Source organism: Morococcus cerebrosus (assembly GCF_022749515.1).
Lineage (GTDB): Bacteria > Pseudomonadota > Gammaproteobacteria > Burkholderiales > Neisseriaceae > Neisseria > Neisseria cerebrosa.
Window position 1 is genome coordinate 1,216,836 of the sequence record NZ_CP094242.1, and the last position, 26,944, is coordinate 1,243,779.

Annotated in this window: 27 protein-coding genes, 1 tRNA gene and 3 pseudogenes; 14 read left to right on the forward strand and 17 right to left on the reverse strand. The window is 50.5% G+C overall.

Features of this window, described 5'->3' with window-relative positions:
• Nucleotides 1–22 precede the first annotated feature (22 nt).
• The 3 genes from glgX to MON37_RS05575 form a co-directional block, all read right to left on the reverse strand.
• A complete protein-coding gene (gene glgX, locus MON37_RS05565) occupies nucleotides 23–2,023 on the reverse strand; it encodes a glycogen debranching protein GlgX (protein ID WP_039405001.1) in 2,001 nt (666 codons plus the stop codon).
• 332 nt (nucleotides 2,024–2,355) lie between these two features.
• A complete protein-coding gene (locus tag MON37_RS05570; protein WP_039405004.1) occupies nucleotides 2,356–3,411 on the reverse strand; it encodes an HlyD family secretion protein in 1,056 nt (351 codons plus the stop codon).
• A gap of 20 nt (nucleotides 3,412–3,431) precedes the next feature.
• Nucleotides 3,432–4,103 (reverse strand): TetR/AcrR family transcriptional regulator, encoded by a 672-nt coding sequence (locus MON37_RS05575; RefSeq protein WP_039405007.1) that lies wholly within the window; start codon nucleotides 4,101–4,103, stop codon nucleotides 3,432–3,434.
• A gap of 129 nt (nucleotides 4,104–4,232) precedes the next feature.
• Here MON37_RS05575 and MON37_RS12450 point away from each other — a divergent pair.
• Nucleotides 4,233–4,340 (forward strand): annotated as a pseudogene (locus MON37_RS12450) (IS5/IS1182 family transposase); the annotation flags it as partial.
• A gap of 279 nt (nucleotides 4,341–4,619) precedes the next feature.
• Here the strand turns inward: MON37_RS12450 and trpD are convergent.
• The 5 genes from trpD to MON37_RS05600 all read right to left on the reverse strand — a co-directional run bounded on the left by trpD (nucleotide 4,620) and on the right by MON37_RS05600 (nucleotide 7,491).
• Nucleotides 4,620–5,654: an anthranilate phosphoribosyltransferase gene (trpD, locus tag MON37_RS05580; RefSeq protein ID WP_039405010.1), complete on the reverse strand. Its 1,035-nt coding sequence runs from the start codon at nucleotides 5,652–5,654 to the stop codon at nucleotides 4,620–4,622.
• 67 nt (nucleotides 5,655–5,721) lie between these two features.
• Nucleotides 5,722–6,312: an aminodeoxychorismate/anthranilate synthase component II gene (locus MON37_RS05585; protein ID WP_039405013.1), complete on the reverse strand. Its 591-nt coding sequence runs from the start codon at nucleotides 6,310–6,312 to the stop codon at nucleotides 5,722–5,724.
• A gap of 14 nt (nucleotides 6,313–6,326) precedes the next feature.
• Nucleotides 6,327–6,662, reverse strand: coding sequence for a hypothetical protein (locus tag MON37_RS05590; protein ID WP_003767144.1), 336 nt, complete (start codon nucleotides 6,660–6,662; stop codon nucleotides 6,327–6,329).
• A gap of 150 nt (nucleotides 6,663–6,812) precedes the next feature.
• Complete coding sequence (locus tag MON37_RS05595) at nucleotides 6,813–7,274, reverse strand: DUF4124 domain-containing protein (RefSeq protein ID WP_039405016.1); 462 nt, start codon at nucleotides 7,272–7,274, stop codon at nucleotides 6,813–6,815.
• Between the two features lie 22 nt (nucleotides 7,275–7,296).
• Nucleotides 7,297–7,491: a hypothetical protein gene (locus tag MON37_RS05600; RefSeq protein ID WP_039405018.1), complete on the reverse strand. Its 195-nt coding sequence runs from the start codon at nucleotides 7,489–7,491 to the stop codon at nucleotides 7,297–7,299.
• A gap of 99 nt (nucleotides 7,492–7,590) precedes the next feature.
• Between MON37_RS05600 and MON37_RS05605 the strand changes: the two genes are divergently transcribed.
• Nucleotides 7,591–9,219, forward strand: a complete 1,629-nt coding sequence (locus MON37_RS05605; protein WP_039405020.1) for an ABC-F family ATPase — start codon at nucleotides 7,591–7,593, stop codon at nucleotides 9,217–9,219.
• 148 nt (nucleotides 9,220–9,367) lie between these two features.
• A pseudogene (locus tag MON37_RS05610) lies at nucleotides 9,368–9,481 on the forward strand (IS5/IS1182 family transposase); the annotation flags it as partial.
• Between the two features lie 170 nt (nucleotides 9,482–9,651).
• Here MON37_RS05610 and MON37_RS05615 read toward each other — a convergent pair.
• Nucleotides 9,652–10,233 (reverse strand): superoxide dismutase, encoded by a 582-nt coding sequence (locus MON37_RS05615; RefSeq protein WP_003777725.1) that lies wholly within the window; start codon nucleotides 10,231–10,233, stop codon nucleotides 9,652–9,654.
• A gap of 169 nt (nucleotides 10,234–10,402) precedes the next feature.
• Here MON37_RS05615 and dnaB point away from each other — a divergent pair, with 169 nt between their 5' ends.
• The 6 genes from dnaB to MON37_RS05645 all read left to right on the forward strand — a co-directional run bounded on the left by dnaB (nucleotide 10,403) and on the right by MON37_RS05645 (nucleotide 15,440).
• Nucleotides 10,403–11,809, forward strand: coding sequence for a replicative DNA helicase (gene dnaB, locus MON37_RS05620; RefSeq protein ID WP_039405025.1), 1,407 nt, complete (start codon nucleotides 10,403–10,405; stop codon nucleotides 11,807–11,809).
• Between the two features lie 157 nt (nucleotides 11,810–11,966).
• Nucleotides 11,967–12,659, forward strand: coding sequence for a GspH/FimT family pseudopilin (locus MON37_RS05625; protein ID WP_039405028.1), 693 nt, complete (start codon nucleotides 11,967–11,969; stop codon nucleotides 12,657–12,659).
• A 12-nt stretch (nucleotides 12,660–12,671) separates the two neighbouring features.
• The gene (gene pilV, locus MON37_RS05630; RefSeq protein ID WP_203026359.1) at nucleotides 12,672–13,349 is read left to right on the forward strand and encodes a type IV pilus modification protein PilV; all 678 of its coding nucleotides are present in this window, start codon (nucleotides 12,672–12,674) and stop codon (nucleotides 13,347–13,349) included.
• Nucleotides 13,349–14,326, forward strand: a complete 978-nt coding sequence (locus tag MON37_RS05635) for a PilW family protein (protein ID WP_039405031.1) — start codon at nucleotides 13,349–13,351, stop codon at nucleotides 14,324–14,326. Before pilV ends, MON37_RS05635 begins: the two co-directional genes overlap by 1 nt.
• Nucleotides 14,305–14,931, forward strand: coding sequence for a pilus assembly PilX family protein (locus tag MON37_RS05640; RefSeq protein ID WP_039405035.1), 627 nt, complete (start codon nucleotides 14,305–14,307; stop codon nucleotides 14,929–14,931). Before MON37_RS05635 ends, MON37_RS05640 begins: the two co-directional genes overlap by 22 nt.
• A gap of 17 nt (nucleotides 14,932–14,948) precedes the next feature.
• Entirely contained in the window at nucleotides 14,949–15,440 is a 492-nt protein-coding gene (locus MON37_RS05645; RefSeq protein ID WP_039405037.1) for a PilX family type IV pilin, read from the forward strand.
• A gap of 190 nt (nucleotides 15,441–15,630) precedes the next feature.
• On the opposite strand, the gene MON37_RS05650 is transcribed toward MON37_RS05645, so the two are convergent.
• Nucleotides 15,631–16,434 carry an IS3 family transposase gene (locus tag MON37_RS05650; protein WP_082013575.1) on the reverse strand — a complete coding sequence of 268 codons (804 nt, stop codon included), beginning with the start codon at nucleotides 16,432–16,434 and terminating at the stop codon, nucleotides 15,631–15,633.
• A 40-nt stretch (nucleotides 16,435–16,474) separates the two neighbouring features.
• Here MON37_RS05650 and MON37_RS05655 point away from each other — a divergent pair.
• A protein-coding gene (locus MON37_RS05655; protein WP_234403659.1) for an IS5 family transposase occupies nucleotides 16,475–17,267 on the forward strand; the annotation gives its coding sequence in 2 pieces (ribosomal slippage) (nucleotides 16,475–16,738 and nucleotides 16,740–17,267; 792 coding nt in all).
• An 8-nt stretch (nucleotides 17,268–17,275) separates the two neighbouring features.
• Here the strand turns inward: MON37_RS05655 and MON37_RS05660 are convergent.
• On the reverse strand, nucleotides 17,276–17,626 hold the full coding sequence (locus MON37_RS05660; protein WP_242883805.1) for a helix-turn-helix domain-containing protein: 351 nt from the start codon (nucleotides 17,624–17,626) through the stop codon (nucleotides 17,276–17,278).
• Between the two features lie 159 nt (nucleotides 17,627–17,785).
• Between MON37_RS05660 and MON37_RS05665 the strand changes: the two genes are divergently transcribed.
• Nucleotides 17,786–18,751: an IS30 family transposase gene (locus tag MON37_RS05665; protein ID WP_242883537.1), complete on the forward strand. Its 966-nt coding sequence runs from the start codon at nucleotides 17,786–17,788 to the stop codon at nucleotides 18,749–18,751.
• 207 nt (nucleotides 18,752–18,958) lie between these two features.
• Here the strand turns inward: MON37_RS05665 and MON37_RS05670 are convergent.
• Together MON37_RS05670 and MON37_RS05675 are read right to left on the reverse strand one after the other, a co-directional pair.
• Nucleotides 18,959–19,966 (reverse strand): annotated as a pseudogene (locus tag MON37_RS05670) (IS5 family transposase).
• A gap of 168 nt (nucleotides 19,967–20,134) precedes the next feature.
• Nucleotides 20,135–20,210 (reverse strand) — tRNA-Glu (locus MON37_RS05675).
• Between the two features lie 155 nt (nucleotides 20,211–20,365).
• On the opposite strand from MON37_RS05675, the gene MON37_RS05680 reads away from it, so the two are divergent.
• The 3 genes from MON37_RS05680 to dcd all read left to right on the forward strand — a co-directional run bounded on the left by MON37_RS05680 (nucleotide 20,366) and on the right by dcd (nucleotide 22,383).
• Complete coding sequence (locus MON37_RS05680; RefSeq protein WP_039405866.1) at nucleotides 20,366–21,265, forward strand: recombination-associated protein RdgC; 900 nt, start codon at nucleotides 20,366–20,368, stop codon at nucleotides 21,263–21,265.
• A 63-nt stretch (nucleotides 21,266–21,328) separates the two neighbouring features.
• Nucleotides 21,329–21,745, forward strand: a complete 417-nt coding sequence (locus MON37_RS05685) for an MORN repeat-containing protein (RefSeq protein WP_039405869.1) — start codon at nucleotides 21,329–21,331, stop codon at nucleotides 21,743–21,745.
• Nucleotides 21,746–21,816: 71 nt separating this feature from the next.
• The gene (gene dcd / locus MON37_RS05690; RefSeq protein WP_003741335.1) at nucleotides 21,817–22,383 is read left to right on the forward strand and encodes a dCTP deaminase; all 567 of its coding nucleotides are present in this window, start codon (nucleotides 21,817–21,819) and stop codon (nucleotides 22,381–22,383) included.
• A 153-nt stretch (nucleotides 22,384–22,536) separates the two neighbouring features.
• Here dcd and MON37_RS05695 read toward each other — a convergent pair whose 3' ends face one another.
• The 4 genes from MON37_RS05695 to mrdA form a co-directional block, all read right to left on the reverse strand.
• Nucleotides 22,537–22,908: a hypothetical protein gene (locus MON37_RS05695; RefSeq protein ID WP_039405874.1), complete on the reverse strand. Its 372-nt coding sequence runs from the start codon at nucleotides 22,906–22,908 to the stop codon at nucleotides 22,537–22,539.
• 175 nt (nucleotides 22,909–23,083) lie between these two features.
• Nucleotides 23,084–23,740 (reverse strand): MarC family protein, encoded by a 657-nt coding sequence (locus MON37_RS05700; RefSeq protein WP_039405876.1) that lies wholly within the window; start codon nucleotides 23,738–23,740, stop codon nucleotides 23,084–23,086.
• An 11-nt stretch (nucleotides 23,741–23,751) separates the two neighbouring features.
• Nucleotides 23,752–24,915, reverse strand: a complete 1,164-nt coding sequence (gene rodA, locus MON37_RS05705; protein ID WP_039405878.1) for a rod shape-determining protein RodA — start codon at nucleotides 24,913–24,915, stop codon at nucleotides 23,752–23,754.
• A complete protein-coding gene (gene mrdA / locus MON37_RS05710; RefSeq protein ID WP_039405881.1) occupies nucleotides 24,908–26,929 on the reverse strand; it encodes a penicillin-binding protein 2 in 2,022 nt (673 codons plus the stop codon). Before mrdA ends, rodA begins: the two co-directional genes overlap by 8 nt.
• Nucleotides 26,930–26,944 lie beyond the last annotated feature (15 nt).

Here is a 26,944-nt window from a genome sequence, read left to right on the forward strand (position 1 = left end):
AACATCCTATTAATGACATATGTCATATATTCGGCGATGTATTCTTACGCTGCAAAATCCAAATACCCATATGTTCGACTGTCAGCTTGCCGTCTGCATTGTAATTAAACTTCTCGGATGGTACGCAAGAAATCTGCCAACTTCCTTGAGGCAGGTTAAATATTTGTTGACTACGCTTGGCATTGATCAACAGCAGCCATTCATCGTCCAAAACGATCTGCATGGCTTTTGCGCTGCGGTTGTGCCAACAAAGCTCGCTCATCGGTTCGCCTTGAATATTGAGCCAGCGGACGCGCTCTTGTTTCCACCAGACATCATCGCCCAACAATTTGATTTCTTGGCGCAGGCGGATTAAATCGCGCGTATAGCCTTGCAACGCTTCGTCCGCCTGCTGCCAATCCAGCCAAGTAATCGGGTTGTCCTGACAATAACTATTGTTGTTCCCCTGTTGGCTGTTGCCGAACTCGTCACCCGCCAGCAGCATGGGCGTGCCGTTGGCAAGGAACAGCGAAGCAAGCAAGGCTTTGACGGTGTAGGAGCGGTCTTCCAAAATTGCCGCATCTTCGGTTTCGCCCTCGATGCCGTGGTTGTAGCTGATGTTTTCGTTATGCCCGTCGCGGTTGTCTTCACCGTTGGCATGGTTGTGTTTTTCGTTGTAGCTGACCAAATCGCGCAGCGTAAAACCATCGTGTGCGGTGATGAAATTGATGCTGGCGGAAGGATGGCGGCCGCTGTGGTTGAAAATATCAGACGACCCCGCCAGACGTTCGGCAAACGCGCCCAAATTGCCGCTTTCCCACACCCAAAACGCGCGCATATCGTCGCGGAAACGTCCGTTCCACTCAGCAAAAGGCTGCGGGAAATTGCCCAAGTGATAGCCGCCTTCGCCGATGTCCCACGCCTCGACAATCAGTTTGCAGCATGCCAACACGGGGTCTTGGTAAACCACCTGAAAAAAGCGTCCGTAAGCCTGAAAATCCGGTTCGCGCCCCAATACCGTTCCCAAGTCGAAGCGGAAACCGTCTACATGAAACGCTTCCGCCCAATAGCGTAGGCTGTCCGCCGCCCAACGGGTTACGTCGCGGCGGACGATGTTCAACGTATTGCCGCAGCCCGACCAGTTTTCATAGCTGCCGTCGGGCTTCAACCAATACCACAAAGCATTGTCTATGCCGCGCTGGCAAAGCATCGGGCCTTTTTCGTCCTGCTCGGCGGTATGGTTGTACACAACATCCAAAATCACTTCCAAACCTGCTTGATGCAAGGCTTTGACCGCCTGCTTCAACTCTTCCGCTGCGCATTCGGCATCGGCGGCATAAGACGGCTCGACGGCAAAATGGGAATAAGTGTTGTAGCCCCAATAATTGCTCAAGCCCATTTTTTGCAGATGGTATTCGTCCAAATGCTGGTGTACCGGCAGCAGCTCGACGGCGGTAACGCCCAAAGTTTTCAAATAATCAATCACGCGCAGATCGGTCAGCGCTTGATACGTTCCCGCGTGTTCCAAATCAGGGAACTGCTTGGTAAACCCTTTCACATGGGCTTCGTACACTACCGTCCTGCCCCACGGATGGTTCGGACTGCAGTCGTCGCCCCAATCAAAATCATCATCGCCCACCACCACGCTTTTGGGCGCCACCGCCGCATTGTCCCGCCCGTCTTCCGGACGAAACCATGCCATTTCCTCCTCATCCCGATAACTCGGTTTGCCGTCGATTTTTTTGGAATACGGGTCAATCAACAATTTGTTTGGATTGAAACACGAGCCGCCCGGCGCATCAGCGCGTCCGTAAACACGAAAACCATACCGCTGCCCTGCCCCGACCTCCGGCACAAAACCATAAAACACCGACCCGCGCCGCGAAGGCATTTCCAAACGGGTTTCCCCTCCCTTGTCAAAGAGGCACAGCTCAACTTTTTCGGCATGGATGGAAAACAGCGCAAAATTCGCCCCTTCCTCAGTCAGCGACACGCCCATCGGATAAGGCGCACCTTCTTCAATGCGCCATGTTTTGGTTTTCATTTTGTTTGTCCTGATTTGATGGAGACGCTTCGGGCTGCGCTTCCGGATAGATGTTCTTTTTATAGTGGATTAACTTTAAACCAGTACGGCGTTGCCTTGCCTTAGCTCAAAGAGAACGATTCTCTAAGGTGCTGAAGCACCAAGTGAATCGGTTCCGTACTATCTGTACTGTCTGCGGCTTCGTCGCCTTGTCCTGATTTTTGTTAATCCACTATATAGTGGTGATGCTTGAATGGAAAGAGGTCGTCTGAAAAGCAAAATCCCGTTTTCAGACGACCTCTTCTAGCCATAACCCTTTGTTTTAACTTGAGGCCGTCCGAATTTGAGCGCTATTAATTCGGCAACCTCACCGCCAACTCGGCAGGCCATGCTGCCTTAGCGTCGGTTTTTACGAAACCATTGCCCGTCAGCCCGCCTTTCAGCAGACGGTTGTATTTCACCGCCGTTTCGCGCGGCACTTGCAATTTCACTTTAAACATCAGCTTCGCGCGTTCATCGACCGTTTCCACCGACTTGGGCGTAAACTGCGCGTCCGTCGCGATAAATTTGATTTTGGCGGGGAACACCGCGTCAATGCCGTCCAAACGGATACGCGCATCATCATTGACTTTCAGACGACTCATGCTGTCGGTCGGCAGGAAAATATTCATCGAAACATCGGCAGGATCAAGCAGGCTGACCACTTTCGAACCCGCCGCGACCACGTTGCCCGCTTCCGCAATGGTGTATTCCACCCTGCCGGCTATCGGCGCGCGGATATTCATATCATCGTTGGCGGATGTGGCCGATTTGACTGCCGCCCTCGCCTGTTCCACACCGGCGCGCGCTTCTGCTTGTGCGGCGGCACTTTGCGCTACCGTCGCCTGCGCTTCGTCCCGCGCCGCTTCTGCCGCTTTGACCGCCGCGACAGCACGCTCATAATCCGCCTGACGCTTGGTAACTTCCGATTGCGACACCAGCTGGTCGGCAAGCAATTTACGGGCATTGTCCAGCTCCATTTTCGCCACGCGCAGCTGCTGCCTGTTCGCGTCCACATTCGCCTGCGCGCGCGCAACCGTCTGCTTCATCTGCGCTTCGGCGGCTTTGGCGCGACCGACCGCCTCTTCTTGCCGCAATTCCGCTGCCCGCGCTTCTTCCAAACGGCTGTTGCTGGTTTCAGACGACAGTTCCGCCAGAATATCGCCCTCTTTCACGTCCGCGCCCTCTTCCACCAGTACCGCCTTCACCCGCCCCGGATACAGGCTGGAGACATCGATGCGGTTCAGCTCCAGCCGCCCGTTGGATTGCGCAATCCATATCGGCAGGGTTTCTTTTTGGTTTTGAAGGACATACCACACGCCGCCCGCAGCCAGCGCGACGGCAAGAGAAGCAATAACAGCTTTTTTCATGTTGCGTTACACCTTAATCGTCAAAACGGACGCGCCTTAGAGCGGTATTGCGGAAACAGCGCGGCAAACGCCCAATCTATCCTTTGGTGGATGGACGAATCGGTCAGCAAATCCTCATGCCGCCCGTTCATCTCATCGGTCAGTATCCCCAACATACGGTAGCGCGTGTTCATAATCATCGGCGAGATGACCGCGCCGTTGAGGAACTCAAACTGATTCAACAATTCCAATTCCGACACACCCTCCCTACCGTTGCACTTCTTGATATGCCGGATCATCCCGTAGGCAAGCATCTTATGCTGCTTTTTCAACGCTTTGGTAATCAAATCCACGCCTTCTTCGCTGTCCAGCAGCATCCTGTGTATCCACGCCAAATGCTCGCGTATCGTTACCGCCAGCCGCCAGACAATCTGATACAGCCGCTCCGTATCTTCGATATTTTGGGCAAAATCGAACGACACCCGCCCCAAAGCCCGATTGCTGTACTCAATCAACATCGCCTTCACAAATTCGTCTTTATCGGCAAACATCCTGTTGAACGTTTCCAAATTCGAATTCAAATGCTCCGCGATCGCCTGCTCGGACAGCCGCTTGTAGCCGCATCTGGGATAAAAATGAATGCCTGCGGAAATAAATTGCGCACTGGTTACACCGTTCATTATCTTCACCTCATCTGCCTGTATTGTTGTCATAGGACAAATATCCAAGACCCAAATGAAACAAAAATCTTCTGAAATATCAGGCTGTCTGCGGACGCTGCCGTCAACCGTCAACGCATCATCCCAACCCTGCCCGATACAAATGCCAACCAACTCTTATTTTATAGTGGATTAAATTTAAATCAGGACAAGGCGACGAAGCCGCAGACAGTACAGATAGTACGGCAAGGAGAGGCAACGCCGTACTGGTTTAAAGTTAATCCACTATATAAAGCACGCAAAACGCCCCGACTCAATCATCCGGTCTGTTTTTTTATTTCACTATATAACAAACCGCCCCCGCCTTCAATGCAACCACATTCCCAATTATCATTAAAATCCGATAGTTAAATCTGATTTAAGAGGATATGGGTCGTCTGAAAAAACGGTTTCAAACGATTTGAAGGCAAGCACCAAAATAAATAAACGCCTTATCAATAATCCGAATGTTTGGAAGAAGCTATAAAAAATCGTCTGAAAACTGGCTTCCCGTTTTCAGACGACCTTTGCTTACTCTTTGGCAAATTGCTGCGTAAAGCGGACAAATTCTTCTTTTTTCGCTTTTGCCTTGCCTGAATCGATGGCAGCTTCGGCGGCTTTGACACCGTCCGCCAACGAAGGCACGACATTGCCGGCATAAAGCGCGGCGGCGGCATTGAGCAGGACGATGTCGCGTGCCGCACCATGTTTGCCACTCAACACTTCATCCATTTTCTCCAAAGATTCTTGCGCGTTGGCGACTTTGATTTCGTCCAAATCGCGGCGGATTTCGATACCGAAATCGGCGGGGCTGATGTCGTATTCGCGAATTTCTCCGTCTTTCAGCTCGGCAACGCGGGTTTTGCCCGTCAGCGTGATTTCGTCCAAACCGCCTTCGCCGCACACGACCAAAACGTGTTTGGAACCAAGCTGTTTCAATACGCGCGACAGGATGCCGCACAAGTCGATGTGGAACACGCCCAAAAGCTGGTTTGGCGCACCGGCAGGGTTAGTCAGCGGGCCTAAGATATTGAAAATACTTCTAAACCCGAGCGAGCGGCGCACGGGCGCGACGTGGCGCATCGCGCTGTGGTGGTTTTGGGCAAACATAAAGCCCAAGCCTGTTTGACGGATGCTTTCGGCGACTTGCTCCGGTGTAATGTTCAACACCGCGCCCATCTGCTCCATCACGTCTGCCGCGCCGCTGGACGAGGAAACGGAGCGCCCGCCGTGTTTGGCAACTTTCGCGCCTGCCGCTGCCGCGACAAACATCGAAGTCGTGGAAATATTGAAGGTTTTTGCACCGTCCCCGCCCGTGCCGACAATATCGACGAGGTCGTCTGAATTTTCCAGTGGCACTTTGGCGGCAAATTCGCGCATGACGGCGGCGGCGGCGGTGATTTCCGATACGGTTTCGACTTTAATCCGCAATCCGGTCAAGATGGCGGCGATTTGTTCGGGCGGCACCTGTCCGCTCATAATCTGGCGCATCAGGTCGGTCATTTCGTCGTAAAACAATTCGTTGTTGCTGATTAATCGTTCGATGGCTTGTTGCGGTGTAATCATGGTTCAATCCTTTTTACGGGTATTTTTACGTCAAACGTCGTCTGAAAATTTTCAGACGACGTTTGGTTTAAGCGACGGACGCTTGGAAGTCTTTAAATTCTTCCAAAAAGTTTTTCAACATATCGTGTCCGTGTTCGGTCAACAGGGCTTCGGGGTGGAACTGCACGCCTTCGACGGCGTATTCCTTGTGCCGCACGCCCATGATTTCCTGATCTTCCGTCCATGCGGTTACTTCCAAGCAATCGGGCAGCGTATCGCGGGCGATGACAAGGCTGTGATAACGCGTGCAGGTGACAGGATCGGGCAAATCTTTAAACATACCTTTGTTCAAATGGAACACGGGCGAAACTTTGCCGTGCATCAGCGTTTTTGCCCGCACCACATCCCCGCCGAACGCTTCGCCTATCGTCTGATGCCCGAGGCACACGCCCATAATCGGCAGCTTGCCGGCGAAATGGCGCATGGCGGCGACGGAAATACCTGCCTCTTTCGGCGAACAAGGACCCGGCCCGATAACGAGATATTGCGGTTTCAAAGCTTCGATTTCTTCAAGCGTAATATCGTCATTGCGGCGGACGACGACTTCCTGACCGAGTTCGGCGAAATATTGGACGATGTTGTAGGTGAAACTGTCATAGTTATCAATAAACAAAAGCATGGGGGTACGGCCTTTTAGGGTTGTTTGACGGCGGCAATGTTTTCGGGCGAATTGATAAACGCCCACATCTGCTCTTCGGTTCGGAAAACGCCGTTACGGACAATATAATGCAGCGGATGCTTAATCAGCGCATCCGCTTTGCGGACAAATACACGCATATTGCTGCTGTTTGCCGCCATTTCCAACACTTTGGCGGCAAAAGCGGGGCGGTGCAGCTTGTCGTGCATCAGCGGATGGCGGGCGATGTATTCGTTCAGAGGCTTGCCGCTGCTGTGGAAATCCGTGTGCAGCGGGTCGAGGAATACAATAAAAAAAGGCATCTTGCCCAAATAATCGTCTGCATCGTTCATAAGCGTTTCGGACGGAATATTTATATCGACATAATAGCACAGTTAACCGCGATACTCGGAAAGCTGCGCCTGCCCCTCCGATTGAAAGGTCGTCTGAAAATAAACGAAACGGTTTTTCAGACGACCTTTTTATTGACATCTTTTTCTCTATCAATACTCAGGCATCATCTCACCTTCACCGCCCATACTGTTTGCCGCATTAACCCGTTCCTGCGCGGCTTTCACTTGATTTTCCAAGCCTTTAATCCGTTCTTGATAGCGGGCGTAGTTTCGCTCATTGCCATAACGAACCTGTTTGCCCTCTTCCAGATTTTTCTGTGCCTGAGCCAATTCGTTTTGCGCCGAAGATGAACCGGGTATTACGCCGGCTGGTGGAGGCGGCATTTGTTCGGAAGGAACGTTTCCTGAAGCAGCGTTTGCTGATGCCGAGTGTGCGGACGGTGCGGCGGAGGTATAAACCGAAGGTCTGCCGATATTGCCCGGTTTGCAGTTTTTGCCGCCGGTCTGCGTATAGGTTTTACGTCCCGATTTGTCGATACACTCAAACACGGGTGATGCCGTCGTAGCGGCGGAAAATGCGAGCAGTAATGTGCTTAAAATCAATTTATTCATTCTTATACCTTTCATCAAATCATCAAAACCATATCCACCATGCCACCAAAGCAATGATCATCACCAAATTCGCAATAATAATCGGCTTCCATTGCCGAGGTGCGTGGCGTAATTCTGCGCCTGAACGTGTGCGGCGGATGTAGAAAAACGGACTGAGCAACATAGATGCGGCACACAACAGAATAATCACGGCGTAATAGATTTTTTCGGTTTCCATTTCCTCCGCCCCCGTTTCAGACGACCTATACAAAATATGCTACAATCGCCGGCGATTATAACACCCTGTTTATCTATATTTATAAAGGTTTTACCAATAATGATTTCTACCAACGGCATTACCATGCAGTTCGGCGCGAAGCCGCTGTTTGAAAACGTATCCGTCAAATTCGGCGAAGGCAACCGCTACGGCTTGATTGGCGCGAACGGTTCGGGCAAATCCACTTTCATGAAAATCCTCGGCGGCGATTTGGAACAGACTGCGGGCGAAGTCGCGATTGAAAACGGCGTACGCTTGGGTAAGCTGCGCCAAGACCAGTTTGCCTACGAAGACATGCGCGTGCTGGACGTGGTGATGATGGGGCATACCGAAATGTGGGCGGCAATGACCGAACGCGACGCGATTTACGCCAACCCCGAAGCCACCGAAGACGATTACATGAAAGCCGCCGAACTGGAAGCCAAGTTCGCCGAATACGACGGCTACACCGCCGAAGCGCGCGCCGCCGAACTGTTGAGCGGCGTGGGCATTTCTGAAGATTTGCACAATGCGACCATGGCGGAAGTCGCCCCTGGCTTCAAGCTGCGCGTATTGCTGGCGCAAGCCCTGTTCTCCAAACCTGATGTTCTCTTGCTTGACGAGCCGACCAACAACTTGGACATCAACACCATCCGCTGGTTGGAGGGCGTGTTGAACCAATACGACTCCACCATGATCATCATCTCGCACGACCGTCACTTTTTGAACGAAGTCTGCACGCACATGGCGGATTTGGACTACAACACCATCACTATCTACCCGGGCAACTACGACGACTACATGCTCGCTTCCGCCCAATCGCGCGAACGCGCCCTGAAGGACAACGCCAAAGCCAAAGAGAAACTGCAAGAGCTGCAAGAGTTCGTCGCCCGCTTCTCCGCCAACAAATCCAAAGCCCGTCAGGCAACCAGCCGTCTGAAACAGGCAGACAAAATCAAAGCCGAGATGGTCGAAGTGAAACCTTCTACCCGCCAAAACCCGTATATCCGCTTTGAAGCCGATGAAAAAGCCAAGCTGCACCGTCAGGCGGTGGAAGTCGAAAACCTGGCCAAACGCTTTGAAACCCAGTTGTTCAAAAACCTGAGCTTCATCCTCGAAGCCGGCCAGCGCCTCGCCATCATCGGCCCCAACGGCGCGGGTAAATCCACCCTGCTGAAACTCCTTGCCGGCGCGTTCAACCCCGAATATTCAGACGGCCTCACCCCCGATGCAGGCACCATCAAATGGGCGGAAAAAGCCAACGTCGGCTATTATCCGCAAGACCATGAAAACGACTTCGACGTCGATATGAACCTGAGCGAATGGATGCGCCAATGGGGCCAAGAAGGCGACGACGAACAGGTCATCCGCGGCACTTTGGGGCGTTTGCTCTTCGGCAGCAACGACGTGGTGAAAAAAGTGCAGGTTCTCTCCGGCGGTGAAAAAGGCCGTATGCTCTACGGCAAACTTCTGCTGTTGAAACCCAATGTACTGATTATGGACGAACCCACCAACCACATGGACATGGAAAGCATCGAATCGCTGAACATGGCGCTGGAGAAATACAACGGCACGCTGATTTTCGTATCGCACGACCGCCAATTCGTCTCCTCGCTCGCCACCCAGATTATCGAGCTGGACGGCAAGGGCGGCTACGAACACTATCTGGGCGATTACGAAAGCTATCTGGAGAAAAAAGGCTTGGCTTAATTACGCCGTTTTAATCAATGTCTGAAACACCAACGTCGTCTGAAAGACTGTATCTTTCAGACGACGTTTATTTTTTAAAATCCGTTTATAAAATGTTTAAACAAGTTGCATCTACTTCGGTTGCCTATGATGGAAATAAGCAGGCATATATAGTGGATTAAATTTAAATCAGGACAAGGCGACGAAGCCGCAGACAGTACAGATAGTACGGCAAGGCGAGGTAACGCCGTACTGGTTTAAAGTTAATCCACTATATCGTGTTACCAAACTTGCGCCGCCATTAATCTTATTGCCAGAAACTAATCCAAGTTTCTGAAGTTTCAGCCATTTCCAATATTTCTAAAATATCGGAGAAATCATAAGCAACAACAAAAGGTCGCCTGAAAACCCAAATCCAAGTTTTCAGACGACCTTTTCATATCAACCGATTATTTAAGCAGCAAAGCGTTTGGCGACTTCGTCCCAGTTGACGATTTCCCAGAAACCTTTCAGGTAGTTGGGGCGGCTGTTGCGGTAGTCGATGTAGTAGGCGTGTTCCCATACGTCGCAGGTCAGCAGCGGAGTGTTTTCAGTGGTCAGCGGAGTTGCCGCGTTGGAAGTGGAAACCAAATCCAATTCGCCGGCAGGGGTTTTCACCAGCCATGCCCAACCGGAACCGAAAGTACCTGCCGCGCAAGCGGAGAATGCTTCTTGGAATTTCTCGAAGCTGCCCCATTTGGCGTCGATGGCGGCGGCCAGTTCGCCGGAAGGTTTGCCTTGACCTTTAGGCGTGAAACCCAGCCAGTAGAAGGTGTGGTTCCAAGTTTGGGCTGCGTTGTTGAACACACCGCCTGAAGATTTTTTCACAATCTCTTCCAAAGGCAGGTTTTCAAATTCGGTACCTTTGATTTGATTGTTCAGATTGGTGATGTAGGTTTGATGGTGTTTGCCGTAGTGGAATTCCAAAGTCTCTTTGCTCAGATGCGGGGACAATGCGTCCAGTTCATAAGGCAGTTGTGGCAGCTTATGTTCCATTTTTAGTGCTCCTAAATTATTTGTATATGATTGTATTTTGGTAGTGTCCGCTGCTCGGGATAAACCGGACAGCATCGCTATTCTACCTGCTTTAAATCAGGGAAACCAATTAAACTTGTGCTGCGCTATAATAGCAGATTCCAATTTCCATTCATTTAGGATTGCCGCCATGAACGATTATCCCGATACGTCGTCTGAAGACCGCGAAGTCAGCGCGTTGTCGCTGCCGCCGCATTCGATGGAGGCGGAGCAATCCGTTTTGGGTGGTCTTTTGCTCGAGAATTCGGCTTGGGACAGAATCGCCGATGTGGTTACCGGTGAAGACTTCTACCGACACGAACACCGCCTGATTTTCCGCGCCATCGCCAATCTGATTAACGAAAGCCGTCCTGCCGACGTGATTACCGTTCAGGAGAGTTTGGAGCGTAACGAAGAACTAGAGGCGGCGGGCGGGTTCAATTATCTGATTACCTTGGCGCAAAACACGCCGTCTGCTGCGAATATCCGCCGCTATGCCGAAATCGTGCGCGAGCGTTCTATCATGCGCCAGCTTGCCGAAGTCGGTACCGAAATTGCCCGTAGTGCCTACAATCCGCAAGGCAGGGATGCGGGGCAGCTTTTGGATGAAGCGGAAAACAAGGTATTCCAAATTGCGGAAAGTACGGCTAAATCCAAACAAGGTTTTCTCGAAATGCCTGCGCTTTTGAAGGAAGTAGTCGAGCGCATCGACATGCTTTATTCACGCGATAATCCGGATGAAGTTACCGGTGTGTCAACAGGGTTTATCGACTTGGATAAAAAAACCTCAGGTCTCCAGCCCGGTGATTTGATTATTGTGGCAGGTCGTCCCTCTATGGGTAAAACTGCCTTTTCCATCAATATCGCGGAACATGTTGCCGTAGAGGGCAAGCTGCCTGTCGCCGTATTTTCGATGGAGATGGGCGGCGCGCAACTGGTGATGCGTATGCTGGGTTCGGTGGGCAGGCTTGATCAGAGCGTCTTGAAAACAGGCAGATTGGAAGATGAACATTGGGGTCGTCTGAATGAAGCAGTAGTTAAGCTTTCCGATGCGCCTATGTATATCGATGAAACACCGGGTTTGACCGCGCTTGAATTGCGCGCCCGCGCCCGTCGTCTTGCACGCCAGTTCAACGGAAAATTGGGCTTAATCGTGATTGACTACCTGCAATTAATGGCAGGCTCAGGCCGTTCGGACAACCGAGCCTCAGAACTCGGCGAAATTTCGCGTTCTCTCAAAGCCTTGGCGAAGGAGCTGCAAGTGCCCGTCATTGCCTTGTCGCAGTTGAGCCGTACCGTAGAGCAGCGTACCGACAAGCGCCCAATGATGTCCGACTTGCGGGAATCCGGTGCCATCGAGCAGGATGCCGACCTGATTATGTTTATGTACCGTGACGAATACTATAACCAAGAATCGCCCATGAAAGGACTCGCGGAATGTATTATCGGTAAACACCGTAACGGTCCTGTCGGGAAAGTATTCCTCACTTGGATTGGGCAATTTACCAAATTCGATAATGCAGCCTACATACCCGAATCCGCATTGATGGAAGATTGAGACAAATCAGCCTAAAAACCAAGCAAATTTCATATTTTATTAGGCAATCCATCCCAATATCGTTTAAAATGAGCCAAACCGCATAATTACCGGCGATAAAAACATTCTAAGCCGGATGATAAAACACATTACTTAACTCCAGACGTTTTTACCACTCATGTACGCACAACAAAAAGGTTTTACCTTAATCGAATTGTTGGTCGTGATCGCTATTACCGCCATCATGGCCACTATCGCCCTTCCCAATATGAGCGAATGGATTGCCTCACGCCGTGCTGCCAGTCAGGCAGAGCAGGTGGCAAACCTCTTGCGTTTCGCGCGAGCCGAAGCAGTCCGTCTCAATCTCCCTGTCTATGTCTGTCCCGTAAAAGTTAGAAAACACGGCCTGGCTGACGGCAAATGCGACAGCAGCCAAAAAAGCAGCGGCCTGCTCGCCTATGCCGATAAAAACCGGGACAAAGCCTATGAGAATGACACAAGCGATATCTCCCTGCGCTCCATAGTCCTCAACGGTACCGACCCTGCCAAAGTTTCCCATACATTCCAACACGTCGCATTTGGAAAAGATAATGCCGATGACGGTGAGGCCGTATTTTGGTCATTTATGCCCAACGGCACATTCGGCTATACCGCCTCTAAAACACTGGATAAATCAACAACTTTCAAATACGCCGACGGCTACATCAAAATCAGCATGACCGATTCCGCCGCAACGACCGAAGAAACCAAAAAATCCCGCGCCAGTATCGTCCTTATCGACAGCAGCGGTCGCGTCGAAATCTGCGCCAAATCAGATTCGCGCCCCCTCTGCCAATATTCAGAATCTCAAAGTCCCGAACCCAAAGAATAAAAATACCATCCTATGAAATACATAACATTACATAAAAAAGGTCGTCTGAAAACGAGCAAAGCGAGTTTCGCTAAAACCCGTTATTCAGATTTTTCCAAACCTAACCAAGCAGGTATGACTTTAATTGAAGTCTTGGTGGCCATGTTCGTTCTTGCAATCGGCGTACTCGCCCTACTCGCCATCCAACTGCGTACCGTTTCCAGCGTACGCGAAGCGGAAGGGCAAACCATCGTATCCCAACTCACTCAAAACTTAGTTGAAGGTATGCTGATTAATCCAAGGCTGGAAGAATGCACTCGTAACAATAGTCAGCGTGGATTTTGTAAAACATACATTGATGACTACATTACTGCCGGTTCTAGTGATAATCCTAAAAACGAAAAATTAGATCCCACAACCAGCATGAGCAAAAAAAGTTTAGCAAAAGCACAAATCGCACAATTCGATCAAGCCTTGCGTGCTGCTTTACCTGAATCCGAATTTCATTATGAAATCTGCCAAGACAGTTCTAATAAAGAACCTACTTATGATGGATCATTTAATTCTCATTGTGACAAAAAGGCAGATGCTGATACTGTTATTAAAGTGTTATGGCTTAAAGATGCAGAAAGCGACAAAGCAGCAAGCGGCATAAAAAGACACGAAGACTCTATTGTTTACACCTACCAAGTACGCGTAAGGGAAAGATAATGAATAATAAAAACCGCCCACACATTCCGGTAAAAGCAGGTATGCAAGGCTTCAGCCTGATTGAATTCCTTGTAGCAAGCGCATTGAGCATGATAGTCCTGCTAGCCGTCAGCTCGGGCTATTTTACCGCCCGCAGCCTGAACACCGCTGCAACCTCCCGCCTAAACGTCCAACAGGATTTGCGCAATGCATCTAACCAAATCGTGCGTGATGCCCGTATGGCTGGTAACTTCGGCTGTTTCAATATGTCGGCATATGATGCCCAAGCCGTTATCGCTGATTCTGGTTCCAAAGACTTTCTCAAGCTTAAAGGTAGTGGAAAAATGCTTCCTGCCGTCAGAGAAACAGACTCCTTAGGGGCAGCTGATTTTAAGCAGATCGGCAAGGCGCTGATTTTCCAATATGGCATAGATACCGCATCACCAACTGCGGCAACAGTAGTGGCCAGCAGCTGCACAAACATTACCAAACCAGGCAAGCAAATTACTGATAGTAAAGCAGCTTTAAAGACAGATGGTTCTCAAGCAGGCAATATCTCCATCATGAAACATGAGGTGAATGCCTATGCAGTCGGTACTGTGGGAGAGCAAAAGGGTCTTTATCGTTTCCAACTGACAGACAAAGGTGAGTGGAGTAATCCGCAGTTGCTGATTAAGGGAATTGAAAGTATGAGTATTCATTACTTTTATACCGAAGGCTGTCCTGAGACATTTGAGGAAAGTGAAGTAGCATCTGCGTCTGCACCTGCCCCAACTCCTGCCGGAAATGCTCAGAAGCAGGGTGAGGATAAGTCAAAAGATGAGACATTTAAATATACTTCGACACTGTCTAGCGATGAAGCCCCAGCCTCTATCGAACTCTTGTTGAACAGCGGCAGTATTAATGCTGGCGGAAGCAATTATGAAAACAAAGTTCAACTCTATCAAATCAACGCAACTGTACGCGGAGGAAACAAATGCGCAGACCGATTACTCTAAACCATCCTGCTAAAGCCTCTGCACAAAAGGGCTTTGCATTGTTCATCGTCCTGATGATCATGATCGTCATCGCCTTGCTCGTCGTTACCGCGACCCAGTCCTACAATACCGAGCAGCGAATCAGTACTAACGATGCCGACCACAAGTTTGCTACCACGCTTGCGGAAGCAGCATTGCGTGAAGGTGAGAATAATATTTACGAAATTGAGGATGGGGACTACCCGTTTACTGATGATTGTATTTCGATCTCGAAAACTAAAAAAGACAAAAAAAACGGTTTATGCAAAGCGGCACAAGTTAATGCAGGTTCATATTCCACTTCCGCAGGCACGATTACTGTCAGTGGTACTTCAAAAGATGAAGCATGGATTCGAGAAGATGGTTGTATTGACACGCACAATAAGGCAAAAACAAAATGTATCGATGTAAACGGTATGCAATACCCTGGTAAAAATAGTGGGGCTGCAAAAGATGCGCGTTATATCATCGAATACCTAAGCACCAATTCTACCGACAACCGTACCATTTACCGCGTTACCGCCAAAGCATGGGGAAAAAACGAAAATACGGTGGTTATACTACAATCTTATGTGGCCAACGAATAAAATAAATAGATAAAATCATGAATACGTCTATCACTAAATCTCAAGGGTTTACGCTGGTTGAGATGCTGATTGTTGTTGCCATTATTGGCATCCTCAGTACCATCGCTTACCCTTCCTATATCCGATACATCGAACGTGGCTACCAATCCCAAGCACATACGGAACTGCTTGCTATTAACAATGCCTTAAAAACCGAATTAGTCAAAAATCCTACCCTTAAAATAAAAGATGAAATTGAGGGAGATACGGGATTGGTTAAGACCTACAAAGCTGCGCCCGAGGTCGCTGCCAAATACGACTTCAGCGGTGAAATGAAAAATAAGGACGCTAAAAATAGCAGGGCTTATTATCTTTTTGCTACTCCGAAAACCGGTACTGATTACAAACTTTCCGTTTGGATGGATAGTTTGGGCAATGCCTATAAATGTACTGATGCAGAATCGGCTAAAGCCAAGTTAACAAGCAAAAACGGCAATACAGGCTGTGAACAGGTAGGTTACAAGAAATAAGGGCCCGAATCGGCCACTATCTTTCCTTATTAGTAAAGATATACTATGTCATCCAGTTTTTATTGAATACTATAAGCCATATACATCAGTCGTGCTCCCAATATATGACTAAACAATGAATAAAGGTCGTCTGAAAACTTTAAAGCAAAGTGAACTGCCCCCCAAATCTTGGACACTCATAAAAGCCTATTCAGGCGCTCTGTGCAAGCTGGGTTCTGTATGCGACAGGACTCAGCTTTTTCAATTTCAAACTGCAACGCTCCCGGTTGTAGTAATCCATATAGTCATCTATCTGCTTCATCAATTCGTCCACCGTCAATTCACCTGCGTTATAGAAACACTCCGTCTTCAACACCGCAAAGAAGCTTTCCATCGGCACATTGTCCCAACAGTTCGCCTTTCGCGACATGCTTTGAACCATGGAATGCTCCGCAAGCAATTCCCTATACCCCGCCGTACGGTACAGCACACCTTGGTCCGAATGAAGCATCGTTCCTTTATCAGTCAGACGGGGGGCGGCTTTTTCGAGCATTTCCTTCACCATTTCGCTGTCGGCTCTGCGGCTCATGGCGTAGGCGACGATTTCCCGGTTGAACAAGTCCAAGATTGGCGAGAGGTACAGTTTGCCGTCGCTCCCTTTGAGTTCGGTAACGTCGGTCAGCCATTTTTCGTTGGGCTTTCGGGCTTTGAACCGGCGTTTGAGGAGGTGTTCCGATATTTCGCCCATGGCGGGATGGCGGTAGGCTTTTTTCGCCCGTATGAGGGCTTTCAGTTCCAACTGCTTCATCAACCGCGCCACTTTTTTGCGGTTCCAACCCAATGCGGCGGCAATGCGCCTTTGCCCGTAGCGTCCTTTATGCCGCCGGTAGGTTTCGACAAGGAGGGCTTTGTCGGCTTCGTCGGGGTCGGGTCGGTCTTGGTGATGGTAGTAAAAGCTGCTTTTGGGCAGGTTTGCGATGTGCAGCAGGTATTTGAGCGGGTGTTGCGCCCTCAGAACGTGTTCATTGTCTCAGCCTCTGCTGTAAACTATCGGCATGAACAGAAAAACCTACCCAAGCGATATCAGTCGCGAGCAATTTGCGCCTCTCCTTCCCCTGCTGGAAAGTGCCCGTAAACGCACAGCGCCACGCCAGGTGGACTTGTACGATGTCTTTTGTGCCATTCTCTACCTGCAACGCACTGGCTGCTCCTGGCGCGCTTTGCCGGGCGACTTCCCCAAATGGCGCACCGTGCATTCCTACTTCCAGAGATGGACCGAACCACGCGAGAGTGGCATCAGCATCCTTGAGGAAGCATTAAAAAAATCAGGTAGTTGCGGAGCACCGCAAGCAGGGGCGCCATGAAGCAACTACTTTCCTGATTATTGATGCGCAGAGTGTGAAGAACACGGATACCGCCATGGAAAAAGGCTACGATGCGGGCAAGAAGGTTAGCGGTATCAAGCGACATATAGCGGTTGACACGCAAGGTTTGCCGCATGCCCTTGCGGTAACGACGGCGGATGTTACGGATAGAAAAGGCTGCCTGGTGGCATTGGAACGTGGGCGGGATAATCTTGGTGCGATACAAAAAATCCTTGCTGACGGTGGTTACACGGGTAAGGCATTTGCTTCGTCGGTACAGGAGTTGATTGGTGCGGAGGTAGAGATTGCCAAACGAAACGAATTGCACCGTTTTGCAGTATTGCCGAAGCGATGGGTAGTAGAGCGCAGCTTTTCCTGGTTGGAAAAGAACAGGCGGCTTTGGAAAAACTGCGAGCGTAAGTTGAGTACCAGTCTGCAAATGGTAGCTTTGGCTTTCTTGGGAGTCCTGCTACGAAGACTATGAACACGCTCTCAGTGTTTGGACGGTTTGGCTTTGTCCTTTTCGGTCTGTTTTTGGCTGAGGGCTTTTAACTCCTTTAGATAGGCAACCTTTGCGCGCATATAGCACAACTCTTCAATAAGCTCTGCCTGCGTTTTTTCTTGGTCGGGTTTATCTGCGATGAAGGGGTTTTTTCGATGTTGGGGCATGGTTTTGGATTGGGGATGTTCGAGTGCGCCGATACCGCCTTCTTGATAGGCGCGTATCCATCGTCTCAGGTGGGTTCGGGAAATGCCGTAGTGGTCTGCGGTACGCTGTTGGCTGCGTATATGCAGGTAGTAGAGTACGGCTTGGTATTTGAAGTGTAATGTATATTTGCTCATAAAAAAACTGCACCTTGTGAGTTGGAGGGGATGTCCAACTTTTGGGGTGCAGTTCAAAGTTTTCAGACGACGGCGGATTCGCATTTGAAGTGCAACTTTCCATAACAGAAAAAGGCCAGTATGCGGTAGCATACGGCCTGTCCTGCAAGAAAGATTGCCATGAGCTACACACAACTGACCCAAGACGAACGATACCATATCCAATACCTGTCCCGCCACTGCACCATCGCCGAAATCGCCAAACAGCTCAACCGCCACAAAAGCACCATCAGCCGAGAAATCAAGCGGCACTGCATCCAAGGACAGCAATACAGCGCCGAAAAAGCACAGAAGCAAAGCCGGCTGACCAAACAGCACCGGCGAAAACCCTATAAGCTCGATTCGCAGCTGGTTCAACACATCGACACCCTTATCCGCCGCAAACTCAGTCCCGAACAAGTATGTGCCTACCTGCATAAACACCACGGGATCACACTCCATCACAGCACCATTTACCGCTACCTTCGCCAAGACAAAAGCAACGGCGGCACTTTGTGGCAACACCTCAGAATATGCAGCAAACCCTACCGCAAACGCTACGGCAGCACATGGACCAGAGGCAAAGTGCCCGACCGCGTCGGCATAGAGAACCGACCTGCTATCGTCGACCGGAAAACCCGCATCGGCGATTGGGAGGCCGACACCATCGTCGGCAAAAATCAGAAAAGCGCGTTATTGACCTTGGTCGAACGCACTACCCGCTACACCATCATCTGCAAATTAAAGAACTTAAAAGCCGAAGACACTGCCCGGGCGGCCATTAGGGTATTAAAGGCATATAAAGCCAGAGTCCACACCATCACCATGGATAACGGCAAAGAGTTCTACCAACACACCAAAATAGCCAAAGCCTTGAAGGCGAAAACCTATTTTTGCCGCCCTTACCATTCTTGGGAGAAAGGGCTGAATGAGAACACCAATGGACTCATCCGGCAATATTTCCCCAAACAAACCGATTTCCGAAACATCAGCGATCGGGAGATACGCAGGGTTCAAGATGAGTTGAACCACCGGCCGAGAAAAACACTTGGCTACGAAACGCCAAGTGTTTTATTCTTAAATCTGTTCCAACCACTGGTACCCTAGTGTTGCACTTGAAATCCGAATCCAAGGACCTTTATTGAGCTCAGCTATATCTTTTAATGAGACCTTTGCAAAAAAGCCCTTCCCCCCCGACAGCCGAAACCCAAACACAGGTTTTCGTCTATTTCCGCTCCTAATTGCTCCTGATTCTACCCAAACACCCCCTTAATCCTCCCCGGATACCCGATAATCAGGCATCCGGGCCGCCTTTTAGGCGCAAACAGGCACACTTAGCCTGTTGGCGGCTTTCAAAAGGTTCAAACACATCGCCTTCAGATGGCTTTGCGCACTCACTTTAATCTGCCCGAAATAGGCTGCCCGGGCATAGCGGAATTTACGGTGCAGCGTACCGAAGCTCTGTTAGACCACATAACGGGTTTTCGATAAATACCGGTTACGCTTCGTTTGATTTTCCGTCAGCGGACGGTTGCGGTGGGCTTTGCGCATAATGCCGTCTAACAACTGATGGTCTTCCAGATGTTGCCGGTTTTCCTTACTGTCGTAGCCTTTATCGGCATAGACGGTCGTACCTTCGGCAATGCCTTCCAACAAAGGGGACAGATGGTTGCACTCATGGGTATTGGCAGGAGTGATGTGCAGTTTCTCGATATAGCCTTCCTCATCGGTACGGGTATGTTGTTTGTAACCGAGTTTGTAGAGGCCGTTTTTCTTTGTCCAGCGGGCATCTTTGTCTTTACTCGGTGTGGTTTGGCCGCTGACTTGTCCTTCTTCATCGACTTCTATGGCCTGACGCTGTTTGCTGCCGGCGGTCTGAATAATGGTGGCGTCAATGACGGCGGCGGATGCTTTCTCTACTTTTAGGTTTTTTTCGGTCAGTTGGCGGTTAATCAGTTCCAGCAATTCGGACAGGGTGTCGTCTTGCGCCAGCCAGTTGCGGTAGCGGCATAAGGTGCTGTAATCGGGGATGCTCAGTTCGTCAAAACGGCAAAATAGGTTGAAATCGATGCGGGTGATGAGACTGTGTTCGAGTTCGGGATCGGAGAGGCTGTGCCATTGTCCGAGCAGGACGGCTTTGAACATGGACAACAGTGGATAGGCGGGACGGCCGCGGTGGTCTCGAAGGTAACGGGCTCTTTGACGATTCAGGTATTGTTCGATCGGTTGCCAATCAATCACCTGATCCAACTTCAATAATGGGAAGCGGTCGATGTGTTTGGCGATCATGGCTTGTGCGGTTTGCCGGAAGAAGGTGCTCATGGAAATCCCCTAAATGTATTGATGGGAATTTAGGGGATTTTGGGGAATTTTGCAAAGGTCTCTTAATATGAGACCTTTTCGAAAAGCCCTCAGCTTGTTCAAAGGAAACAAAAAATCTGTTTTAAAAATAAACCCTTACTGTTCTCCAGTAAGGGTTTATTGAAAATCTGGCACGCCCACGGGGATTCGAACCCCGGTTGCCGCCGTGAAAGGGCAGTGTCCTAGGCCTCTAGACGATGGGCGCGTAACCGAGTTGCGAACTATACATAAGCGTTAAAACGCTGTCAACGGGTTAGGCGTTTTTTATGGTCAAACTGGTTTCAGACAACCCTTCTGCTCCTTATCTTTGTATCGGCTTTGCCTGTATAATGCCGCTTTTAATGAAAAGGAAAACAAACCATGTGGTTCAAGCAGATCAGTTTTTATCCGCTCAACAAAGAAAAGCTGCCCGAAGCGGACGTACTTGCCGACAAACTTGCGGAGGCTGAATTCACCCGCTGCCAAGGTTTGGACTGGTCCAGCGAGGGCTTTGCCGCACCGGTTTCGTTCTCTCCCGAACTCGTTTTTCCTGCCGACTTTACTTTGCGCGTCGCCCTGAAAAAAGAAGAAAAAGTCCTGCCTGCCGGCGTCATCCGCGATATTCTGGAAGAGAAGATGGCGGAAATCCAAAACAATGAAGCCCGCAATGTCGGCCGCAAGGAAAAACAAGAGCTTAAAGAACAGATTACAGACGACCTGCTGCCCCGCGCGTTTACCCGCAGCAGCCGTACTGAAGCGGTGTTCAACACCCGCCACGGCTATCTGCTCGTCAACAACGCGGCTTCCGCCAAAGCGGAAAACATCCTGACCAAGCTGCGTGAAGCTTTGGGCGGTTTGGAAGCCTCGCTGCCGAATACCAAGCAATCGCCCTCTTCCCTGATGACCGAGTGGCTGTTGCAAGGGCATTGCGAAGGCGGTTTTGAATTGGACAGCGATTGCGAACTCAAAGGCGTGGGCGATGTTGTTCCCGTCGTCAAAGTGTCCAAACAAGATTTGACCGCCGATGAAGTGGTCCAACACGTCAAAAACGGCAAAACCGTGACCCAGCTCGGCTTGGTGTGGCGCGAACAAATCGCCTTCATCCTCACGCAAGACTTCACACTCAAGCGCATTCAATACCTCGACGTATTGCAGGAAGAAGCCGAAAGCAACGGCGACGATGCCGCCAGCCTTGCCTTCGCCTCGCAAATCCTGATGGCGGAATCCGTCAGCACCATGTTGGAAGAGCTGGTTTCCTATTTGGGCGGCTGGCAAGACTAATTTTTCAGACGACCTTTACACGATAAAAGGTCGTCTGAAACCTACCTCCGATGGACAACCTTTATGTTTAAACACTTCGCATTCCTGCCGCTCGCTATTATGCTTGCCCTCCCCACTTCGGCCGCCGTCCTGACTTCCTATCAGGAACCGGGCTGCACCTACGACGGCGATGTCGGCAAAGACGGCAAACCCGCCGGCAAAGGCACTTGGCGCTGCCAAGACGGACGCAGCTACACCGGCGCGTTTAAAAACGGCAAATTCGACGGACAAGGCGTTTACACCGTCTCCGCCAACCGCGAAACCTTCATCGAGCCGTTCAATTCCAACAGCACCAAGTTCCGCAACATGGTACTGTCGGGCACATTCAAAAAAGGCTTGGCACACGGCAAATTCACCGCATCGCAAAACGGCGAAACCGTCTTCATCATGAAATGCGAAAACGGCATGATTAAAGAAGTGAAACTGCCCAAAACCAAATAACCCCGTCCCGCATTTTCAGGCGACCTCTCCGCAGACGTCGTCTGAAAACCGCAAGAAACAAGGAAAACATTATGAGCATCAAGTCCGACAAATGGATACGCCGCATGAGCGAAGAGTTCGGCATGATCGACCCCTTCGAGCCGAACCAAATCAAAGAAGCCAACGGACAGCGCATCATCTCCTACGGCACGTCCAGCTACGGTTACGACATCCGCTGCGCCAACGAATTTAAAATTTTCACCAACATCAACAGCACCATCGTTGATCCCAAAAACTTCGACCCGAAAAACTTCGTCACCGTCGAAGACGACTGCTGCATCATCCCGCCCAATTCCTTCGCGCTGGCGCGCACGGTCGAATACTTCCGCATCCCGCGCAACGTCCTGACTGTCTGCTTGGGCAAATCCACCTACGCCCGCTGCGGCATCATCGTCAACGTCACCCCGTTTGAGCCGGAATGGGAAGGCTACGTTACCCTCGAATTTTCCAACACTACCCCCCTGCCCGCCAAAATCTACGCCGGCGAAGGCGTGGCGCAAGTCCTCTTCTTCGAGAGCGACGAAATCTGCGAAACTTCCTACAAAGACCGCAACGGCAAATACATGGGACAAACCGGCGTTACCCTGCCGAAAACGTGATGATTGGATAAGCCGGCAAAATATAGCGCGTTTTATTTTGCCGCAGATAAAATGCAGGCACGATACAAGAAGGTCGTCTGAAATCTTGGACTCAAAGTTTCAGACGACCTTCTTTGTTGCCAATATGGCAAAGCAGAAACAGAATGCCCCGTTTTATCTCAATCCGTTATGTTCAGAATGAAGCTGCATCCTCCTGTCTGCTTCGACTGACAAAACGCCTTTGACCATACGGAAGTGTGAGACGGCTTTTTCCATATCCGTACCATTCGGCAGCTTGATTGCGATGCCATTGAAGTTTCTATATTCATAAACAATCTTTGCACCATATTCGCGGACCGCATTCATAAGCCTTTCCGAACCGGTTTCGGGATCGTAAAAAATAATCAGGGTATTCGTAGCTTCTGTCGTTTCTAAAAGTGAAGATGATGAATACGGCTGCCTCTCGGGATGCAGTATGCTGGTTGACGTACAGGCAGCAAGCGTAAAGGCAGGCAAAACGACATAAATCAAATCGCGTTTTTTCATAATATTTCAATTTTTGATGAGGCATTATTTCGACAATATATCCAAAGTCAGGACAACTAAAGAATATTACAGGACACGTCGTCTGAAAACACAAAACCTATTTTCAGACGACCTTTCCCTTTAGGAAGGATGGGGGGATAGGCAGTAAAGTTTGCCTTCTGCACAATCCGACAAACTAGCCTGCCAATTGCGGGAAAATGGATTTCAATCCGGCAACGATGATTTCTACGGAGACGGCGGCAAGCATCATGCCCATGATGCGGTTGAGGATGGTCAGCCCTGTCGTGCCCAGTTTTTTGCTGATTCGTCCGGCGACAACGAGGATGGCGTAGCAAATCAGGCTGACAAGGAAGCCTGCGGCGAGAATCAAAGCAATATCGCTGTAATTTTTGGCGGCTGAGGCGTAGATGATGACGGTGGAGATACCGCCGGGACCGATGGTGATGGGGATGGCGACGGGAACGACGGCGATGGCTTTGGCGTTTTTCTGGATGTGTGGTACGACGCCCTCTTCTTTGTCTCCACCGATATTTTGTTTGGCAGGGTTGTCGTTGCCGTTCATCATGGAGATGGCGATAAGCAATACCAAAATACCACCGCCGACTTGGAAAGAGCCGACGCTGATGCCTAAGATTTTCAACAACACCCCGCCCGTCAAGGTGAAGACGGCAATAACGATAAAGACGGCGAGCGCGGCAGTGCGGGCGATGCGGCGTTTTTCTTTGGTGCTGTGATCCTGCGTCAAATCAAGGTAAATCGAGAGCGCGCTGAACGGGTTGATCAGTACAAGGAAGGCAACCAAAAGTTTGCCGATTTCTACACCTAATTCCATTTTTTATTCCCTTATTGGTTTTTTGTAGAGACGTTTACGTCCGCTTTGTCATTGAATTCGTAGCGGCGTTTGGTTTTGTGTTCGCTGGAAATACCCATCAGCAGCGCAAGTACGGTCATGATGGAGAGTGTTGCAGTGCCGCCGTAGCTGACCAACGGCAGGGGAACACCGACAACGGGCAAAATGCCGCTCACCATGCCCATATTCACAAAGGCGTAGCAGAAAAAGGTCATGGTCAATGCTCCGGCAAGCGTGCGGCTGTAAAGCGATTGGGCTTTGGCGGCAATCAGCAGTCCGCGCGTCAGGATAACGAGGTAAACCAGCAGCAGCAAGATGTTGCCGATCAAACCGAATTCTTCGCCATATACGGCAAAAATGAAGTCGGTCGTGGACTCTGGAATGTAATCCAAATGCGTTTGCGTGCCGTTGAGCCAGCCTTTCCCCCAAATGCCGCCGGAACCGATGGCAATCATGGATTGGATGATGTGGTAACCTGCGCCCAAAGGGTCCTGCGTCGGGTCAAACAGCGTCAGGACGCGGGTTTTCTGATAGTCGTGCATCCCGTAGTTCCACAAAAGCGGCAATGCGGCAACAAAGGCAATGATGGCAGCAAAGATGACTTTCCACGGCAGGCCTGCGAAAAAGACGATGAAAATACCCGATGCCATAATCAAAACTGCCGTACCCAAGTCGGGCTGTTTCAAAATCAGCGCAACGGGGATGAGGATTAAAAGCATGGCGATGATGTAGTGAAACCATTTCAGACGACCTTCGTGCCGTTGGAAGTACCAAGCGACGGTCATGGGCAGGACGATTTTCATGATTTCGGACGGCTGGATGCGCGTGAACCCCAGTTCCAACCAGCGTGTAGAGCCATTGACGGTCACGCCTGCGACTTCGACGGCGACAAGCAGCAACACGCCAATCAGGTACATCGGCAGCGCAACCTTTGCAGCATCACGCGGCTTGAACGAGGCGACAAACCACAGCAGGGCGAAGCCGAAAACCGTATGCAGGGTTTTGTGTTCAAGCTGGCCGAAATCCTGCCCGTCCGCCGAATAGAGCAAAAACAGGCTCATGATGTAGATGGCGAGCATGGGGAAAAACAGCCACGGGTCTATCGGAGCAGATACGGTGCGCTTGATTTTTGCCCACATTCCGACCGTTTCATTCATGATTTGCTTCCTCCTGTTTCAGACCGTAGGCTTTTTGGAATATGGTCGGCGGTTGGGGTTGTGTGCGGTGTTGCTGCGGTTCGGGCATTCCGCCTGCGTCGGGGTCGTCTGAAAACTGCTGCGGCTTGACGTTGAGCATATAAAAATCGGTCAGGCTGCGGGCAAGCGGTGCGGCGTAGGCACCCCAGCCGCCGTTTTCCAGAATCACGGCAATGGCGATTTCAGGCTTCTCCAAGGGAGCGAACGAAATAAACCACGCATGGTCGCGGTGTTGCTCGCGCAAGGCTGCGGCGTTGTAACGACCGCCCTGCTTGATTTGCACAACCTGCGCCGTGCCCGTTTTGCCGCCCATGCTGTAAGCCAAACCGCCGCCGATGCGGTGTGCCGTACCGCCCGGTTTCAAGACTTTCTCCATTGCCTGTTTGACGTATTCGAAATTGTCTTGTTTGAACGGGATTTTGTATTCGGGATTGGGATTGATACGCGTGATTTTGCGTTTGTCGAAATCCAACAATTCTTTCACCAAATGCGGTTGATAAACCACGCCGTTATTGGCAAGCGAAGCGGTGGCGTGTGCCATTTGCAGCGGGGTGTAGGCGTTGTAACCCTGCCCGATGCTGACCGAGACCATCTCGCCTGCGCGCCATTCTTTGGCGGTAGGATCGGACGATTTGGCAAAGCGTTTCGCCTTCCATTCGCGGCTAGGCAAAACGCCCGTATATTCGCTGGGCAGGTCGATGCCGGTTTTTTTGCCGAAACCGAATTGCGCTAAATACGGCGATGCTTTGTCTATGCCCATTTCGTAGCCCAAGCGGTAGAAAAAGGTATCGGACGACACCTGTATCGCCTTGCTCAAATTTGCTGAACCGTGACCGCTGCGTACGGAATCTCGGAAAACGTGGCGGCTGCCGGGAATGCTCCATGCGCCGGGCGCGGGAACGACCGTCGTTTGGGTAATTTTGCCGCTTTCCAGCAAAGCCATGCCCATAAACGGCTTAAACGTCGAGCCCGGTGGGTACAAACCTTGCGTTACACGGTTGACCAACGGTTTTTTCCAGTCATCATTCAAGGCTTTCCAAGTTTCGCTGTCGATGCCGTCGATAAAGAGATTGGGATCGAAAGAAGGTTTGGAAACGAAAGCCAACACCGTACCGTCTTGCGGATTGATGGCGACAATCGCCCCGCGCCTGTCTCCCAATATTTTATCCGCCTCTTGTTGCATGCGGATGTCCATGCCCAAGCGCAAAGTTTGCCCCATGCGCGACGGCACGTTTTTCAAGACGCGCACAATATTGCCGTAAGCGTCTTTTTCCACTTCTTGATAGCCAGGCGCGCCATGAAGCTGCGGTTCGTAATATTTTTCCAGCCCCGATTTGCCGATGTGCGTGCTGCCGCGATAGAGCGCAGTTAAGCCCTCTTCTTCCAAAATTTCCTGATCTTTGTCGCTGATGCGGCCGATGTAGCCTAAAAAGTGTGAGGTCAGCTTGCCATAAGGATACTCGCGGAAAGTACGCGAATTGACTTCTACGCCTTTAAATTCATTAAGATACACGGACAATTTTGCTGCTTCTTCATCTGTCAGGCGCAGCTTGAGCGGGATGTTTTCAAATTTGCGGTAGCTTTCGCGATATTTGTGGAAACGCTTCAAATCGGTAGGCGTAATATCGACATACTTCCGCAGGGCTTCGATGACATCCTCCATCTTACCCTCAATGCGGCTGGGGATGACTTCCAGCGAAAACACGGGATAGTTTTTTGCCAGCGGTACGCCGTTGACATCTACGATTTCGCCGCGGACGGGCGGAGTCGGAATTAATGTGATGCGGTTGCTGGATGCCTGTCCGGAAAAATCGTCATGCCGGAACACCTGCAAATAGACAAACCGCGCCACCAATGCGGCAAACAAAACCACAATCAGGATAAACGCCACCAGCAGACGCAATAAAGAATCGGCTTGCGCCGCCTTTGCAGTCTGTGTTTTACCGCTACCGCCATTTTTCAGACGACGTTTCATAGTATTCAGTATGGA